Genomic DNA, 14490 nt, shown 5'->3' on the forward strand with positions numbered 1-14490 from the left:
AGATCTGGAATCTTTGGGGATTTCTAGTACCTCATCGCGAGCAGGCTCACTCCTACAATTGGAACGCGTTCCCCTGTAGGAGTGAGCCTGCTCGCGATGGCGTCGACTCGGTCTGGAGCGAATCAGTCGAGGGTCGAACCGCTGATGGAAGTGCCACGCTCCGGGAAGAACAGTCGCTGCAGTTCAGTGCCCGGATTTTCCGCGCGCATGAACGCTTCACCGACCAGGAACGAGTACACGTCACTGATTTCCATCAACTCGACATCGGCACGGTTGAGGATGCCGCTTTCAGTAATCACCAGACGATCGCGCGGAATGCGCGGCAGCAGATCGAGGGTGGTTTCCAGGCTGACGTCGAAGGTGTGCAGATTACGGTTGTTGACACCCACCAGCGGCGTGTCGAGGGTTTTCAATGCGCGCTCCAGCTCATCGCCATCGTGCACTTCAACCAGCACATCAAGACCAACGCCTTTGGCGACCGAGGCCAGCTCGGCCATTTTCACGTCGTCCAGCGCGGAGACGATCAACAGCACACAGTCGGCGCCCAGCGCACGGGCTTCGACGATCTGGTACGGATCGATCATGAAGTCCTTGCGGATCACCGGCAGTTTGCACGCGGCCCGGGCCTGTTGCAGGTACGCATCGGCGCCCTGGAAATAATCGATGTCGGTCAGTACGGACAGGCAAGTCGCCCCGCCCTTCTCGTAGCTTTTGGCGATGTCGGCGGGAACGAAGTTCTCGCGGATCACGCCTTTGCTCGGCGAGGCCTTTTTGATTTCGGCGATCACCGCCGGCTGCTTCTTCTTGGCTTGCGCCAGCAATGCCTGGGCAAAACCACGGGGTGCATCGGCCGCCTTGGCCAGACTTTCCAGCTCGCTCAGGCTGACGCGAGCACTCCGCTCGGCGACTTCCTGAACTTTGCGCGCCAGAATGTTTTCCAGAACCGTCGGTACACTCATCCCTCATTCTCCACTCTGAATACCGCGGTAAAGGCACCCAGCTCCTCGAGTTTTTCCCGAGCAAGACCGGTGTGCAAGGCGTCGTGCGCAAGCTCCACGCCCTGTTTCAAACTACTCGCCACGTCGGCGGCGTACAGCGCGGCACCGGCGTTGAGGACAATCATTTCGGCAGCTTTCTGGCCGTTTTCGGTTTTGCGCTTGCCGAGGGCATCGCGGATCAGCGCCAGCGAGGCTTCCGGGCCGTCGACCGACAGGCCATGCAGACTCTGGCTTTTCATACCGAGGTCTTCCGGCTCGACCCAATATTCGCTGATCTCGTTGTTTTTCAGCTCGGCGACAAAGGTCGGTGCGGCGAGACTGAATTCATCCAGGCCGTCCTTCGAGTGCACCACCAGCACATGCTTGCTGCCCAGACGCTGCAAGACTTCGGCCAATGGCCGGCACAGCGCCTTGTTGAATACGCCCACTACCTGATGTTTCACACCGGCCGGATTCGTAAGCGGGCCGAGCATGTTGAACAGTGTGCGCAGGCCGAGATCGCGGCGCGGGCCGGCGGCGTACTTCATGGCTTTGTGGTGAGTCTGGGCAAACATGAAACCGATGCCGACGTTGTCGATACAACGGGCGACCTGCACCGGCGTCAGGTTCAGATAGATGCCAGCCGCTTCCAGCAAGTCGGCGCTGCCGCTCTTGCCCGACACCGCACGGTTACCGTGTTTGGCCACGGTGCAACCGGCTGCCGCGACGACGAACGAAGAAGCCGTCGACACGTTGAAGATGTTTGCACCGTCACCGCCGGTACCGACCACATCGACCACGCCATCAAGGGTCTTCAGTTCGACCTGATCGGCCAGCTCACGCATCACCGACACGGCGCCGACGATTTCGTCGATGCTCTCGCTCTTCATGCGCATGGCCATCATGAACGCGCCGATCTGCGCATCGCTGCATTGGCCAGTCATGATTTCGCGCATCACATCGCGCATTTCCTCGGTGCTGAGGTCGAGGTGATCGACGATACGGCTCAGGGCTGTCTTGATATTCATGGGAAGTCCTTAGCGCGTGCCGCCGGTTTGTTTGAGGAAGTTGGCAAACAGTTCATGCCCCTGTTCAGTCAGGATCGACTCGGGGTGGAACTGTACGCCCTCAATGTTCAGGGTCTTGTGCCGCAGGCCCATGATTTCGTCGACTGAACCGTCGTCGTGTTGGGTCCACGCAGTCAGTTCCAGGCAATCGGGCAAAGTGTCGTGCTTGACGATCAGCGAGTGGTAACGGGTGACGGTCAGCGGATGATTGAGACCGGCGAAAACGCCCTTGTCCTCGTGGAATACCGGACTAGTCTTACCGTGCATCACTTGCCGGGCGCGCACTACATCGCCGCCAAAGGCCTGGCCGATGGACTGGTGACCCAGGCAGACGCCGAGGATCGGCAGTTTGCCGGCAAAGTACTTGATGGCTTCGATGGAAATGCCGGCTTCGGTCGGCGTGCACGGACCCGGGGAAACCACGATGCGCTCAGGCTTGAGTGCTTCGATTTCGGCGATGGTCAATTCGTCGTTGCGCACGACTTTGACCTCGGCACCCAGCTCGCCAAGGTATTGCACAACGTTGTAAGTAAAGGAGTCGTAGTTGTCGATCATCAGCAACATGGCGTTTCGAACCTCTTGAATTCTGATTTGAAAACAGCCTTCAGATCACTTGCCCGCAGGGCGCTGCACGATGTCGGACGCAGGAAGACGCGGCGGCACAGCGGCATTTCAAACAGGCAAGGAAGGCAAAGCGATACAGATCCGGCGGGGCCGGCAGAAAAGATTCAGGCGCGCCAACGCCAGCGGGCGTGTGCCTTGATGACTTGATCCAGAAGTTTGCTGGTGATCAACACGGGGGAGGTCTCGTTCATACGTTCCGGCACAGTAACTTAGCTGGGCGGAGCGTGCAATATGGCCGGGCCTTTGGGGGATAAATCCAGGGGAGGATTCGCGACCGATGGCAAAACGCCGGGAGTTTTTGGTACTGTCGTTTCGTTCACCTACAACAATAAATAAACGGACTTGCTCATGATCAAACAGACGTTGTTTGTACCGCTGGCTGGCTGCCTGCTCGCACTGGCTTGTGCTCAGGCCAATGCAGCGCCCAATCCTTATTCCCGTTTCATTGTGTTTGGCGACAGCCTCAATGATGCCGGTACCTTCACCGACGCCGGCGGACCGGCCGGCTCCACCGAGCGTTACACCAACCGGACCGGGCCGGTGTATCAGGATGGCAGCGGCGAACTGTATTCATTGAACTCCACGCAGTTGCTCGGCGGACGCCTTGGCTTTTCGCCAGATCAGACAGCCTCTTCCAGCTCTGCCGTGCGCGCCGAAAACGGCCAACCGGACGGTAACAACTGGGCGGTGGGCGGCTATCGTACCGACCAGATCCTCGACTCGATCACCACGCAATCCGCTACCGGTGAACGCACTCGCGCCGGTTACCTGCCATCGAATGGCTTCCGCGCCGATCCGAATGCGCTGTATTACATTTCCGGCGGCGGCAACGACTTCCTGCAAGGGCGCATTCTCAGCCTGCCGCAAGCCAACGCCGCCGCCGATCGACTGGCCGACAGCGTGCAAACCCTGCAAACCGCCGGCGCCAAATACGTGATGGTCTGGCTGTTGCCTGATGTGGGGCTGACGCCGGCCATCAACGGTACGCCACTGCAAGCTTTCAGCAGCCAACTCGCCACCCAGTTCAACAGTCAGTTGGTTACGCGCCTGCAAGGCATCAACGCCGAGATCATTCCGCTGAACATTCCGGTGCTGCTGTCGGAAGTGTTTGCCGATCCAGGACGTTTTGGCCTCGCGACCGATCAGAACCTGACCGCGACCTGCTTCAGTGGCAATAGCTGCACCGAGAACGCCCGTTACGGGATCAACAGTGCGACACCTGACCCGAGCAAGCTGATCTACAACGACGGCGTACACCCGACCGAAGCCGGACAAAAACTGATCTCCGATTACGCCTACTCCCTCCTCGCCGCACCTTGGGAGCTGACGCTGTTACCGGAAATGGCCCACGCCACGGTACGCGCGCACCAAGACGAATTGCGCAACCAATGGCAAGCGGACTGGGAAAACTGGCAAGCGGTCGGCCAATGGCGCGCGATTGTTTCCGCGGGTGGCCAGCATCTGGATGTCGACAGCCAAAGCAGCGGCGTCAGCGCCGATGGCAGCGGTTACAACCTCAACGTCGGCGGCAGTTATCGTTTGAATGAGGCCTGGCGCGTCGGCGTGGCAGGCGGCTTCTACCGGCAGAATCTGGAGGCCGGTCATAACGATTCGGACTACAAACTCAACAGCTACATGGCCACGGCATTTGCCCAGTACCAGCAGAACCGCTGGTGGGCTGACGCGGCGTTGACCGGCGGCAAACTCGACTACGACAACCTCAAGCGCAAGTTCGATCTCGGTGCAAGCGAAGGGGCTGAAAAAGGCGACACCGACGGCAGCCTCTGGGCCTTCAGCGCTCGAGTCGGTTATGACATTGCCCAGCCGGGCAGCGAGTGGCACCTGTCGCCATTCGTCAGCGCTGACTACGCCAGCGTTGATGTCGATGGTTATTCAGAGAAGAGCAACCGCGCCACAGCGCTGACCTTCGATGATCAGACTCGCGATTCGAAACGTCTGGGGTTGGGCTTGCAGGGCAAATACAACATCACCCCGCAAACGCAGGTGTTCGGCGAGTACGCTCACGAGCGTGAGTACGAAGATGACGTGCAGAAGGTCAACATCGCGCTCAACACCTTGCCGGCGAATGACTTCAAACTTGAGGGCTACACGCCGCAGAGTCATTTGAATCGCTTGAGTCTGGGCGTCAGCCACAAGCTCACGGCTGATCTGGCGCTGCGTGGCGGTTATTCGTTGCGCAAGGATGATGACTTTACCCAACAGGGCGTTAACGTCGGGGTTGTGCTGGACTTCTAAAACCACAAGCACAAAAAAAGCGGCGCCCTCACAGGCGCCGCTTTTTTATGACCGAACACAGATCAAATGTAGGAGTGAGCCTGCTCGCGATTGCGGTGCTTCATTCAACACATCTGTTGAATGTTAATCCGCTATCGCGAGCAGGCTCACTCCTACAAAGGTTTTGTGTGAACTCAAGCTTGCGGGGTTTGCTCGGCCAGGGCCACGGCGCGGAACATCGCGCGGCGTTTGTTCAGGGTTTCTTCCCATTCCAGGGCCGGCACCGAGTCGGCAACGATGCCGCCGCCAGCCTGCACGTGCAGCTCGCCGTTCTTGATCACTGCCGTGCGAATGGCAATCGCGGTGTCCATGTTGCCGTTCCAGGCGAAGTAACCGACCGCCCCACCGTAGACGCCACGCTTGACCGGCTCCAGTTCGTCGATGATTTCCATCGCGCGAATCTTCGGGGCGCCCGACAAGGTGCCCGCCGGCAGAATCGCCCGCAGTGCATCCATCGCCGTCAGCCCTTCTTTCAACTGCCCGGTGACGTTGGAGACGATGTGCATCACGTTGGAATAACGCTCGATGACCATTTTCTCGGTGAGCTTCACCGAGCCGATTTCCGAAACGCGGCCGGTGTCGTTGCGACCGAGATCGATCAGCATCAAGTGCTCGGCGATCTCTTTGTCATCCGACAGCAGATCTTCTTCCAGCGCCACGTCCGCCTCTTCGGTCGCGCCACGAGGGCGAGTACCGGCAATCGGACGCACGGTGATCAGGTTGTCTTCAACGCGCACCAGCACTTCCGGCGAACTGCCAACAACATGGAAGTCGCCGAAGTTGAAGAAGTACATGTACGGCGTCGGGTTGAAGCAACGCAGCGCGCGGTACAGATCGATCGGCGCAGCCTTGAAGTCGATCGACATGCGCTGCGACGGCACGACCTGCATGCAGTCACCGGCAAGGATGTATTCCTTGATGGTGTCGACGGCTTTTTCGTAATCGTCTTGGGTGAAACTGGAGCGGAACACTGGATCAGCGGATTGCTGTTTGCTGAAATCCAGGCCGCGGCGCGGGGTGATTGGCTGGCGCAGTTTCTCCAGCAATGCTTGCAGTTGCGCCTGACCTTGTTCGAAGGCATCCACCTGCGCAGGGTCGGCCAGCACGATCGCGTGCATCTTGCCGGCGAGGTTGTCGAACACCACGACAGCGTCGGAAACCATCAGCAGAATGTCCGGTACGCCCAGCGGATCCGGGTTCGGGCATTTGCCCAAGCGCTTCTCGACATATCGCACGCAGTCGTAACCGAAGTATCCGACCAGACCACCGTTGAAACGCGGCAGACCGGCGATAGTTGGCACGTTGTAGCGCGCCTTGAAGGTTTCAACGAACGCCAACGGATCTTCAACATCGTGGCTTTCGGTCTCGACACCATCAACGGTGATGCTGACGTGATGGTCGTGAACCCGCAGCACAGTGCGGCACGGCAGGCCGATGATCGAGTAACGGCCCCACTTCTCGCCGCCCTGCACCGATTCGAGCAGGTAGGAGTTGGGCTGGTCGGCCAGTTTCAGGTAGATCGACAGCGGCGTGTCGAAGTCGGCCAGGGTTTCGCAGGCCAACGGAATGCGGTTGTAGCCGTCAGCGGCCAAGCGCAGGAATTCTTCGCGGATCATAAGGTGCCTCGTGGTGTGAGGGACAAATCAGTCAGGTATGCAAACGCGCCGGCAGGCCGGCCAGGAACAAGTCAGGCGCGCCAACGCCAGCGGGCCAGGGCCTTGATGACTTTCATCCAGAGTTTGCGAGTGACCACCACGATGGCGTTTCCAGAATGGGAGTGAGAAGCGTCGGGCAACGTTATCTCAGCGGCCGAACCGAGGCAACCGGGAATTAGCTTGCGCAGATCGTCGATCACCAGCGCCGGCGACTCTTCGGCAATTGGCCGGCCATGGTTGTAACCGTAACTCAGCGCCACGCATTTGACCCCCGCCGCTTTCGCCGCCAGCACGTCGCTGCGCGAGTCGCCGACGAACAACGATTGCGAGGCCGGGATATTGGCCATTTTCATCACGAAGAACAGCGCCGCCGGGTCAGGCTTTTTCTGCGGCAAGGTATCGCCACCGATGATCCACTTGAAGTAGCGGCCGATTTTCATCTGATCCAGCAGCGGCGCGACGAAACGCTCCGGTTTGTTGGTGATCAGCGCCATCGCCACGCCTTGCTTGTGCAGCCACTTGAGGGTGTCGCGCACGCCGGGATAGACCACGGTCAGCTCATGGCTGGCGCCGTAGGCGTCCATGAATACTTCCAGCGCGTGCTCGGCCTCGACGTCATCCACCGCTGAATGATCAATGCCGCCGGCCAGCGCGCGGCGCACCAGGACTGGCGCGCCATTGCCAACCCATTCGCGCACCGAATCGATGCCCGCCGGTTGACGGCCGAGGGAGAGCAGCATGGTGTCCACCGCCGCTGCCAGGTCTGGAACCGAGTCGATCAGCGTGCCATCCAGATCGAACATCACCAGCCGTGGCAGTTTTCCCGGGAACAGCTGCTCAAATCCGCTCATGGGCGAGCCAGCGCCAGTTCGGAACGCATCTTGTCGATGACTTCCTGATAGTTCGGCGCATTGAAGATCGCCGAGCCGGCAACAAAGGTGTCAGCGCCAGCCGCGGCGATTTCGCGGATGTTGTTGACGTTGACGCCGCCGTCGATTTCCAGACGGATGTCACGACCCGAGGCATCGATGATCGCCCGCGCTTCGCGCAGTTTGTCGAGGGTGCCGGGAATGAATTTCTGCCCGCCGAAGCCCGGGTTGACGCTCATCAGCAAGACCATGTCGACCTTGTCGATCACGTACTTGAGCACGTCCAGCGGGGTCGCCGGGTTGAACACCAGACCGGATTTGCAGCCGCCTTCACGGATCAGCTGCAGCGAGCGATCAACGTGCAGCGTGGCTTCCGGGTGGAAGGTGATGTAGGTGGCGCCGGCCTCGATGAAGTCGCCAACGATGCGATCCACCGGGCTGACCATCAAGTGCGCGTCGATCGGCGCGGTAACGCCGTACTTGCGCAATGCCGCGCAGACCATCGGGCCGATGGTCAGGTTCGGCACGTAGTGGTTGTCCATGACGTCGAAGTGAACGAAGTCGGCACCAGCGGCGAGAACGTTGTCGACTTCCTCGCCGAGGCGGGCGAAGTCGGCGGAGAGAATCGACGGAGCAATTACGAAGGGCTGCATGACGCACCTTTTCTGAGCTAAATCACGATGGCGCGCATTGTATACCTCAAGTTTCCAAGCGCGCACCGTGACCGCGATGATTGGGTTGTGCCATGACGGATGACCGACGCTGACTCAATACGCCGCGCGGTAGATCTTCTCGATGTCCACGGCGCTGAGTTTGCGCGGGTTGTTGCGCATCAGCCGCTCGATCCCTGCCGCTTCCACGGCCATCGCCGGGATCGCCTCTTCCGGGACACCGAAACTGCGCAGCCCGGCCGGGATTTCCACGGCCGCGCACAGATCGGTCATCGCCTGCACGGCTTTGTCCGCTGCTTCGGCGGCACTCAGATGAGCGGTCTTCACCCCCATCGCTTCGGCAATATCCTGCATGCGTTCGACGCAGGCCATCTTGTTCCAGGTCATGACATACGGCAGCAGCAAGGCGTTACTCACGCCATGGGCAATGTTGAAGCGCCCGCCCAGCGGATACGCCAGCGCATGCACAGCGCCGACCCCGGCATTACCAAACGCCATGCCGGCCATCAGGCTGGCGGTGGCCATGTCTTCGCGCGCTTGCAGGTTGGCGCCGTTGGCGTAGGCCTTGGGCAGGGCTTTGGCGATCAGCTTGATGGCACCGATGGCCAGCGAGTCGGTGATCGGCGAGGCATTCACCGACAGGTAGGATTCGATGGCGTGCACCAGTGCGTCGACGCCACTGGCGGCGGTGACGCTGCGTGGGCAGGTCAGGGTCATCTGCGGGCTGACCAGCGCCACGTCCGGTAATAGAAAGTCGCTGACGATGCCTTTCTTCAGTTGCGCGGCTTTGTCCGAAAGGATTGCGACATTGGTGACTTCAGAACCGGTACCGGCGGTGGTCGGGATGGCGATCAGCGGCGGGCCCTTGCGCGGCACTTGATCGACGCCGAACAGATCTTCCAGTGCGCCGTGGTAACCGGCATAGGCCGCGACACTTTTGGCGATGTCGATGGCGCTACCGCCACCGAGGCCGATCAAGCCGTCATGCCCGCCCTCGCGGTACACGCGCATGCAGTCTTCGACGATGGCGATTTCCGGATCGGGCAGCACACGGTCGAAAATCTCGTAGTCGCGCCCACCGAGTTGCACCAGCGCCAGCTCGACCGTGCCGGATTTGACCAGCGCGGCGTCGGTGACGATCAGGGGGTTGTCGATGTCGAGGCGGCTGAGTTCGGCGGCCAATTGCTCGATGGCAGCGGCGCCGGTGATCAGTTTGTGGGCGATTTTGAACTGGGACAGACTCATCGTGCGCAGCCTCTTATAGATGTGGGAGCTGGGCACAAGATTAGCTGGGGATTTGGGGTTGTCTGCTATTCAGGTGGTGAATGACCCATCGCAGACGAGAGCAAAAGCAAGAGCCCCTCACCCTAGCCCTCTCCCGGAGGGAGAGGGGACTGATCGAGGTGAATGTGAGAGGTACACCGACTTGAGATACCGAGTCGAACTCAGGCTTTGAAAAGCACGACGATCTGCTCCCTTCCCCCGAAGGTAAAAAGACTGACCGAGGTGGATGGGAGAGGTGCACCGACTTGCGATATCGAGTCGAACTCAGTTTTTGAAAACCATGAAGATCTGCTCCCTTTCCCCCTCGCCCCCTTGGGGGAGAGGGCTGGGGTGAGGGGGTAAGCTTTTGATCTATCCCTTAAACCTGAGCAGTGCGCAGTTTCTCGCTACGGCCACGCAGCCATTCCAGCGTCAGCAGCAAGATGACCGAGAAGGCAATCAACAATGTCGCCGCAGCCGCAATCGTCGGACTCAGGTTTTCGCGAATCCCGCTGAACATCTGCCGAGGCAAAGTCGCCTGCTCAGGCCCGGCCAGAAACAACGTCACCACCACTTCATCAAACGACGTCGCAAAGGCAAACAGCGCCCCCGAAATCACTCCCGGTGCAATCAGCGGCAAGGTCACCCGACGGAACGCGGTCAGCGGCGAAGCCCCCAGACTCGCGGCGGCACGCACCAGATTGTGATTGAAACCCTGCAACGTCGCCGACACCGTGATGATCACAAACGGCACACCCAACACCGCGTGCACGACGATCAGCGAGAAGAAACTGTTGCCCAGCCCCAACGGCGCGAAGAACAGATAACTCGCCACACCGATGATCACCACCGGCACCACCATCGGCGAAATCACCAACGCCATCACCAGCGCTTTACCGGGAAAGTCACCGCGAGTCAGGCCAATCGCCGCCAGCGTGCCGAAAACCATCGCCAGCACCGTCGCCGCCGGGGCGACGATGATGCTGTTCTTCAGGGCGCGCATCCATTCCGCCGAGGCGAAGAAATCCTGATACCAGTGCAACGAAAAACCCTGCAGCGGATAGACCAGAAAACTCCCCGAGTTGAATGACAGCGGAATAATCACCAGCACCGGCAGAATCAGGAACAACAGAATCAGGCCGCAGAGGATCCGCAGGCTGTAAAACCACACCCGTTCAATGGGCGACATGTAAGGACTCAGCATCTCGAATTCCCCTTAACTCAGGCGCAGGCGACTGGCGCCGACCAGCCAGCTGTAAATCAGATAAAGCACCACGGTCGCCAGCAGCAACAGCCCGCCCAGTGCGGTGGCCATGCCCCAGTTGATGCTGGTGTTGGTGTAGAAAGCGACGAAGTAGCTGACCATTTGATCGTTCGGGCTGCCGAGCAGCGCCGGGGTGATGTAGTAGCCAATCGCGAGGATGAACACCAACAGGCAACCGGCGCCAACACCGGCATAGGTCTGCGGGAAGTACACCCGCCAGAAACTGGCGAACGGGTGGCTGCCGAGGGAGATCGCCGCGCGCATGTAGGTCGGCGAGATGCCTTTCATCACGCTGTAGATCGGCAGGATCATGAACGGCAGCAGGATGTGCACCATCGAGATGTATACGCCGGTGCGGTTGAACACCAGTTCCAGCGGTTTATCGATGATGCCCATGGCCATCAGACCGCTGTTGATCAGGCCGCCCGATTGCAGCAGCACGATCCACGCAGCGACGCGCACCAGAATCGATGTCCAGAACGGCAACAGCACCAGAATCATCAGCAGGTTGCTTTGCCGCGAGGGCAGGTTCGCCAGCAGGTAGGCCAGTGGATACGCCAGCAGCAGGCAGATCACGGTGATCACCAGGCCCATCCAGAAGGTGCGGGCGAAGATGTCGAGGTAGATCGCCTGATCCGGAGTGGCCGGCGCGATTTCGCCGAGGTCGTCGATGCGGTGGTCGACGGACGCCAGCAGGTAATACGGGGTGATGCTGCTGGTGTTGCGTTTGACCGCTTGCCAATACGCCGGATCGCCCCAACGTTCGTCGAGACCTTCCAGCGCTTCTTTATAAGAGGCCGGTTCGCTGGCGAATGGCAGCGCCCGGGCGGTTTTGGTCAACAGGCTGCGATAGCCGGCCAACTCCATGTTCAAGCGCTTGGACAAATCGCCCAGCGTCTGGTTTTTGCGCGCTTCGGCGAGGTCTTCGCCGGCAGCTTTGTAGACCGGTTCAGCGGGCAGGCCGCGGCCGTCCCAGCTGGCGATGGCCGCCACGGTGCGCGGCATGCCGCCGACCACTTCGGGGTTGCCAACGCTTTTGTAGAGCAGCGCCACGATCGGCACCAGAAACACCAGCAGCAGAAACAGCACCAGCGGCGCTATCAGCGCTTGAGCCTTCCAGCGGTTGACCCGCTCGGCGCGCTTGAGCTTCTGCTTCAAGGTGGGGCTGTTGCCCTCGTTCAGGGGAACGGCGATGGCCATGACGTACTCCGCAAATCTTTGATCGTTACAGAGGTGGCGAACCACCGCTGTTGTGTTGAAACACCGCTACCTGTGGGAGCGAGCCTGCTCGCGAAGAGGCCAGCACATTCAACATCCATGCTGGCTGATCTACCGCTTTCGCGAGCAGGCTCGCTCCCGCAGGGGTGGGCAAGCCCACCCTCACCAGGTTCGGCTTATTTCGCCGCCCAGGAGTTGAAGCGCTGCTCCAGTTGCTCGCCGTTGTCAGCCCAGAAGCTGACGTCGATCTGCACCTGGTTGGCGATGTTTTCCGGGGTGGTCGGCATGTCTTTCAGGACATCCTTGGCCAGCAGCGGCACGGCTTGGGTGTTGGCCGGGCCGTAGGCGATGTTTTCCGAGTAGGTCTTCTGCTGCTGCGGCTGCACCGAGTAGGCGATGAACTTCTTCGCCGCTTCGGCACGCTTGGCGTCCAGACCTTTCGGGATAGCCCAGGCGTCGAAGTCGTAGATGCCGCCGTTCCACACCACTTTCAGGTTGGATTCTTTCTGCACCGCCGCGATGCGACCGTTGTAGGCCGAGCTCATCACCACGTCGCCGGAAGCCAGGTATTGCGGCGGTTGCGCGCCGGCTTCCCACCACTGGATGCTCGGCTTCAGCTCATCAAGTTTCTTGAACGCGCGATCCTGCCCACCCTTGCTCGCCAGCTCTTTGTAGACGTCTTTCGGCGCCACACCATCGGCCATCAAAGCGAATTCGAGGGTGTACTTGGCGCCTTTACGCAGGCCACGCTTGCCCGGGAATTTCTTGGTGTCCCAGAAATCAGCCCAGCTGGTCGGTGCGGTTTTCAGCTTGTCGGCGTTGTAAGCCAGTACGGTCGACCACACGAAGAAGCCCACGCCGCATGGCTGAATCGCGCCTTTGACGTAGTCTTCAGTCTTGCCGAACAGTGCCGGGTCGAGCTGTTCGAACATGTCTTCGTCGCAACCACGGGACAGCTCTGGCGATTCAACTTCGACCAGATCCCACGACACGCTCTTGGTGTCGACCATGGCTTTGACCTTGGCCATTTCGCCGTTGTATTCGCCGGCGACGATCTTGCCGTTGCCCGCCGCTTCCCACGGTGCATAGAAGGCTTTGACTTGCGCCGCCTTGTTCGCCCCGCCAAACGACACCACGGTCAAATCCGGGCCAGCGGCCATTGCGCTTGCCGCACCCATCAGGCCCAAGGTCAGGGCGGTGAACTTCAGGGATCTCAACATTTATTGTTCTCTCCACGTGCAGGGTTGGTGTTGGTATTGCCGGGGCGATCAGTTCGCCTCTAGAAGAGGATCGAGCGCGCGAACGTGCTCGACCTGCCAGCCAAGCGGAACCACGTCGCCGACGCTGAGTCCTGGATCGAGCTCGGCAATCGGTTGTTTCACGAAGAAGTCGGTCTTGCCGCAGACTTCCAGGCGCACCCGGACGTGGTCGCCCAGATAGATGAATTCCGCCACCCTCCCTGAGAAGCGGTTGACGCATTGATCGCTCGAACCGTTGAGGCTGACGCGCTCCGGACGGATCGACAGGGTCACCGGTTCGCCGGTCTGGCCGACATTGACCGCCAGCGCCTCGACCTTTTCGCCACGACCCAACTCGACCACGCAACGCTCGCCGCTCTGGCTGAGCAAGCGGCCGTTGAGGCGGTTGTTTTCGCCGATGAAGTTGGCGACGAAGGTGTTTTTCGGTTCTTCGTAAAGGGTTCGCGGTGGGGCGATCTGCTGGATCTCGCCTTGATGGAACACTGCGACGCGGTCGGACATGGTCAGCGCTTCACCCTGATCGTGGGTCACGTAGACCACGGTCACGCCAAGGCGTTGGTGCAGGTGTTTGATCTCCATCTGCATGTGTTCACGCAGTTGTTTGTCGAGGGCGCCAAGGGGTTCGTCCATCAACACCAGTTGCGGCTCGAACACCAGCGCGCGGGCCAGTGCCACGCGTTGCTGTTGACCGCCGGACAGTTGCGCCGGATAGCGCGAAGCGAACGCGTCGAGCTGAACCATGCTGAGGACTTTTTTCACGCGGTCACTGACATCGCTTTTGTTCAGGCCACGGACGGTCAGTGGAAACGCGAGGTTTTCCGCCACGGTCATGTGCGGGAACAGCGCGTAGTTCTGGAACACCATGCCGATGTCGCGCTTGTGCGGCGGCACATTGTTGATCGAGCGCCCGGCCAGCAGAATCTCGCCAGCGGTCGGTGTTTCGAAACCGGCGAGCATCATCAGGCTGGTGGTCTTGCCGGAACCGGACGGCCCGAGCAGGGTGAGGAATTCGCCTTTGCGGATGTCGAGGTTGAGGTCTTTGACGATCAGGTTCTCGCCGTCGTAGCTCTTCTGCACTCCACGAAAGCTGACCAGCACATCACTGGCCCCTGCGTTTGTATCGACCTGGCTCATACCCACACCTTTGTTGTTGATGACTGCTTGTGGATTAAGCCTAGTGGTTGCTGACAGCCACGCAAATCGGGGCGCAGGAGAGAATCGCCTCAGCCGGATGGAAGGTTGGGGGTAGGGATTGCCCTACAAGGATGGCGCTCATGGATAAGGCAGTGGCGAGGGTTGAGCTGCAAGCTGCAAGAACAAGCAAAAGC

Annotated in this window: 12 protein-coding genes; 1 reads left to right on the forward strand and 11 read right to left on the reverse strand. The window is 60.1% G+C overall.

Annotated features, from left to right (window positions below; all coding sequences use genetic code 11):
* Positions 1–122 precede the first annotated feature (122 nt).
* The 3 genes from trpC to VY732_RS26870 are packed head-to-tail and all read right to left on the reverse strand — an operon-like array spanning position 123 to position 2608.
* Positions 123–959 (reverse strand): indole-3-glycerol phosphate synthase TrpC, encoded by an 837-nt coding sequence (gene trpC, locus VY732_RS26860; protein ID WP_212620929.1) that lies wholly within the window; start codon positions 957–959, stop codon positions 123–125.
* Positions 956–2005 (reverse strand): anthranilate phosphoribosyltransferase, encoded by a 1050-nt coding sequence (trpD, locus tag VY732_RS26865; protein ID WP_077574752.1) that lies wholly within the window; start codon positions 2003–2005, stop codon positions 956–958. Before trpD ends, trpC begins: the two co-directional genes overlap by 4 nt.
* A gap of 9 nt (positions 2006–2014) precedes the next feature.
* On the reverse strand, positions 2015–2608 hold the full coding sequence (locus VY732_RS26870; protein ID WP_077574753.1) for an aminodeoxychorismate/anthranilate synthase component II: 594 nt from the start codon (positions 2606–2608) through the stop codon (positions 2015–2017).
* Between the two features lie 408 nt (positions 2609–3016).
* Here VY732_RS26870 and estP point away from each other — a divergent pair, with 408 nt between their 5' ends.
* The gene (estP, locus tag VY732_RS26875) at positions 3017–4924 is read left to right on the forward strand and encodes an esterase EstP (RefSeq protein ID WP_331692684.1); all 1908 of its coding nucleotides are present in this window, start codon (positions 3017–3019) and stop codon (positions 4922–4924) included.
* 173 nt (positions 4925–5097) lie between these two features.
* Here estP and trpE read toward each other — a convergent pair whose 3' ends face one another.
* The 8 genes from trpE to VY732_RS26915 form a co-directional block, all read right to left on the reverse strand.
* Entirely contained in the window at positions 5098–6579 is a 1482-nt protein-coding gene (trpE, locus tag VY732_RS26880; RefSeq protein ID WP_137217349.1) for an anthranilate synthase component I, read from the reverse strand.
* 71 nt (positions 6580–6650) lie between these two features.
* On the reverse strand, positions 6651–7469 hold the full coding sequence (locus VY732_RS26885) for a phosphoglycolate phosphatase (RefSeq protein ID WP_137217350.1): 819 nt from the start codon (positions 7467–7469) through the stop codon (positions 6651–6653).
* Positions 7466–8140 carry a ribulose-phosphate 3-epimerase gene (gene rpe / locus VY732_RS26890; protein WP_007918813.1) on the reverse strand — a complete coding sequence of 225 codons (675 nt, stop codon included), beginning with the start codon at positions 8138–8140 and terminating at the stop codon, positions 7466–7468. Before rpe ends, VY732_RS26885 begins: the two co-directional genes overlap by 4 nt.
* Before the next feature lie 114 nt (positions 8141–8254).
* Positions 8255–9403 (reverse strand): iron-containing alcohol dehydrogenase, encoded by a 1149-nt coding sequence (locus tag VY732_RS26895; protein WP_331692686.1) that lies wholly within the window; start codon positions 9401–9403, stop codon positions 8255–8257.
* A gap of 397 nt (positions 9404–9800) precedes the next feature.
* Entirely contained in the window at positions 9801–10625 is an 825-nt protein-coding gene (locus tag VY732_RS26900; protein WP_008027084.1) for an ABC transporter permease, read from the reverse strand.
* 12 nt (positions 10626–10637) lie between these two features.
* Entirely contained in the window at positions 10638–11885 is a 1248-nt protein-coding gene (locus VY732_RS26905; protein WP_331692688.1) for an ABC transporter permease, read from the reverse strand.
* A gap of 194 nt (positions 11886–12079) precedes the next feature.
* Positions 12080–13123 (reverse strand): ABC transporter substrate-binding protein, encoded by a 1044-nt coding sequence (locus VY732_RS26910; RefSeq protein WP_008085222.1) that lies wholly within the window; start codon positions 13121–13123, stop codon positions 12080–12082.
* A gap of 48 nt (positions 13124–13171) precedes the next feature.
* Entirely contained in the window at positions 13172–14296 is a 1125-nt protein-coding gene (locus VY732_RS26915) for an ABC transporter ATP-binding protein (protein ID WP_331692691.1), read from the reverse strand.
* Positions 14297–14490: the final 194 nt, after the last annotated feature.

It is taken from the genome of Pseudomonas sp. ZY71, assembly GCF_036542145.1.
GTDB lineage: Bacteria > Pseudomonadota > Gammaproteobacteria > Pseudomonadales > Pseudomonadaceae > Aquipseudomonas > Aquipseudomonas koreensis_A.

Bases quoted from the DNA above. Each gene is read 5' to 3' on its own strand.
- VY732_RS26870 (WP_077574753.1), bottom strand. From the start codon at position 2,608: ATGTTGCTGATGATCGACAACTACGACTCCTTTACTTACAACGTTGTG.
- VY732_RS26910 (WP_008085222.1), bottom strand. From the start codon at position 13,123: ATGTTGAGATCCCTGAAGTTCACCGCCCTGACCTTGGGCCTGATGGGT.
- trpD (WP_077574752.1), bottom strand. From the start codon at position 2,005: ATGAATATCAAGACAGCCCTGAGCCGTATCGTCGATCACCTCGACCTC.
- rpe (WP_007918813.1), bottom strand. From the start codon at position 8,140: ATGCAGCCCTTCGTAATTGCTCCGTCGATTCTCTCCGCCGACTTCGCC.
- VY732_RS26895 (WP_331692686.1), bottom strand. From the start codon at position 9,403: ATGAGTCTGTCCCAGTTCAAAATCGCCCACAAACTGATCACCGGCGCC.
- VY732_RS26900 (WP_008027084.1), bottom strand. From the start codon at position 10,625: ATGCTGAGTCCTTACATGTCGCCCATTGAACGGGTGTGGTTTTACAGC.
- trpE (WP_137217349.1), bottom strand. From the start codon at position 6,579: ATGATCCGCGAAGAATTCCTGCGCTTGGCCGCTGACGGCTACAACCGC.
- estP (WP_331692684.1), top strand. From the start codon at position 3,017: ATGATCAAACAGACGTTGTTTGTACCGCTGGCTGGCTGCCTGCTCGCA.
- trpC (WP_212620929.1), bottom strand. From the start codon at position 959: ATGAGTGTACCGACGGTTCTGGAAAACATTCTGGCGCGCAAAGTTCAG.
- VY732_RS26905 (WP_331692688.1), bottom strand. From the start codon at position 11,885: ATGGCCATCGCCGTTCCCCTGAACGAGGGCAACAGCCCCACCTTGAAG.
- VY732_RS26915 (WP_331692691.1), bottom strand. From the start codon at position 14,296: ATGAGCCAGGTCGATACAAACGCAGGGGCCAGTGATGTGCTGGTCAGC.
- VY732_RS26885 (WP_137217350.1), bottom strand. From the start codon at position 7,469: ATGAGCGGATTTGAGCAGCTGTTCCCGGGAAAACTGCCACGGCTGGTG.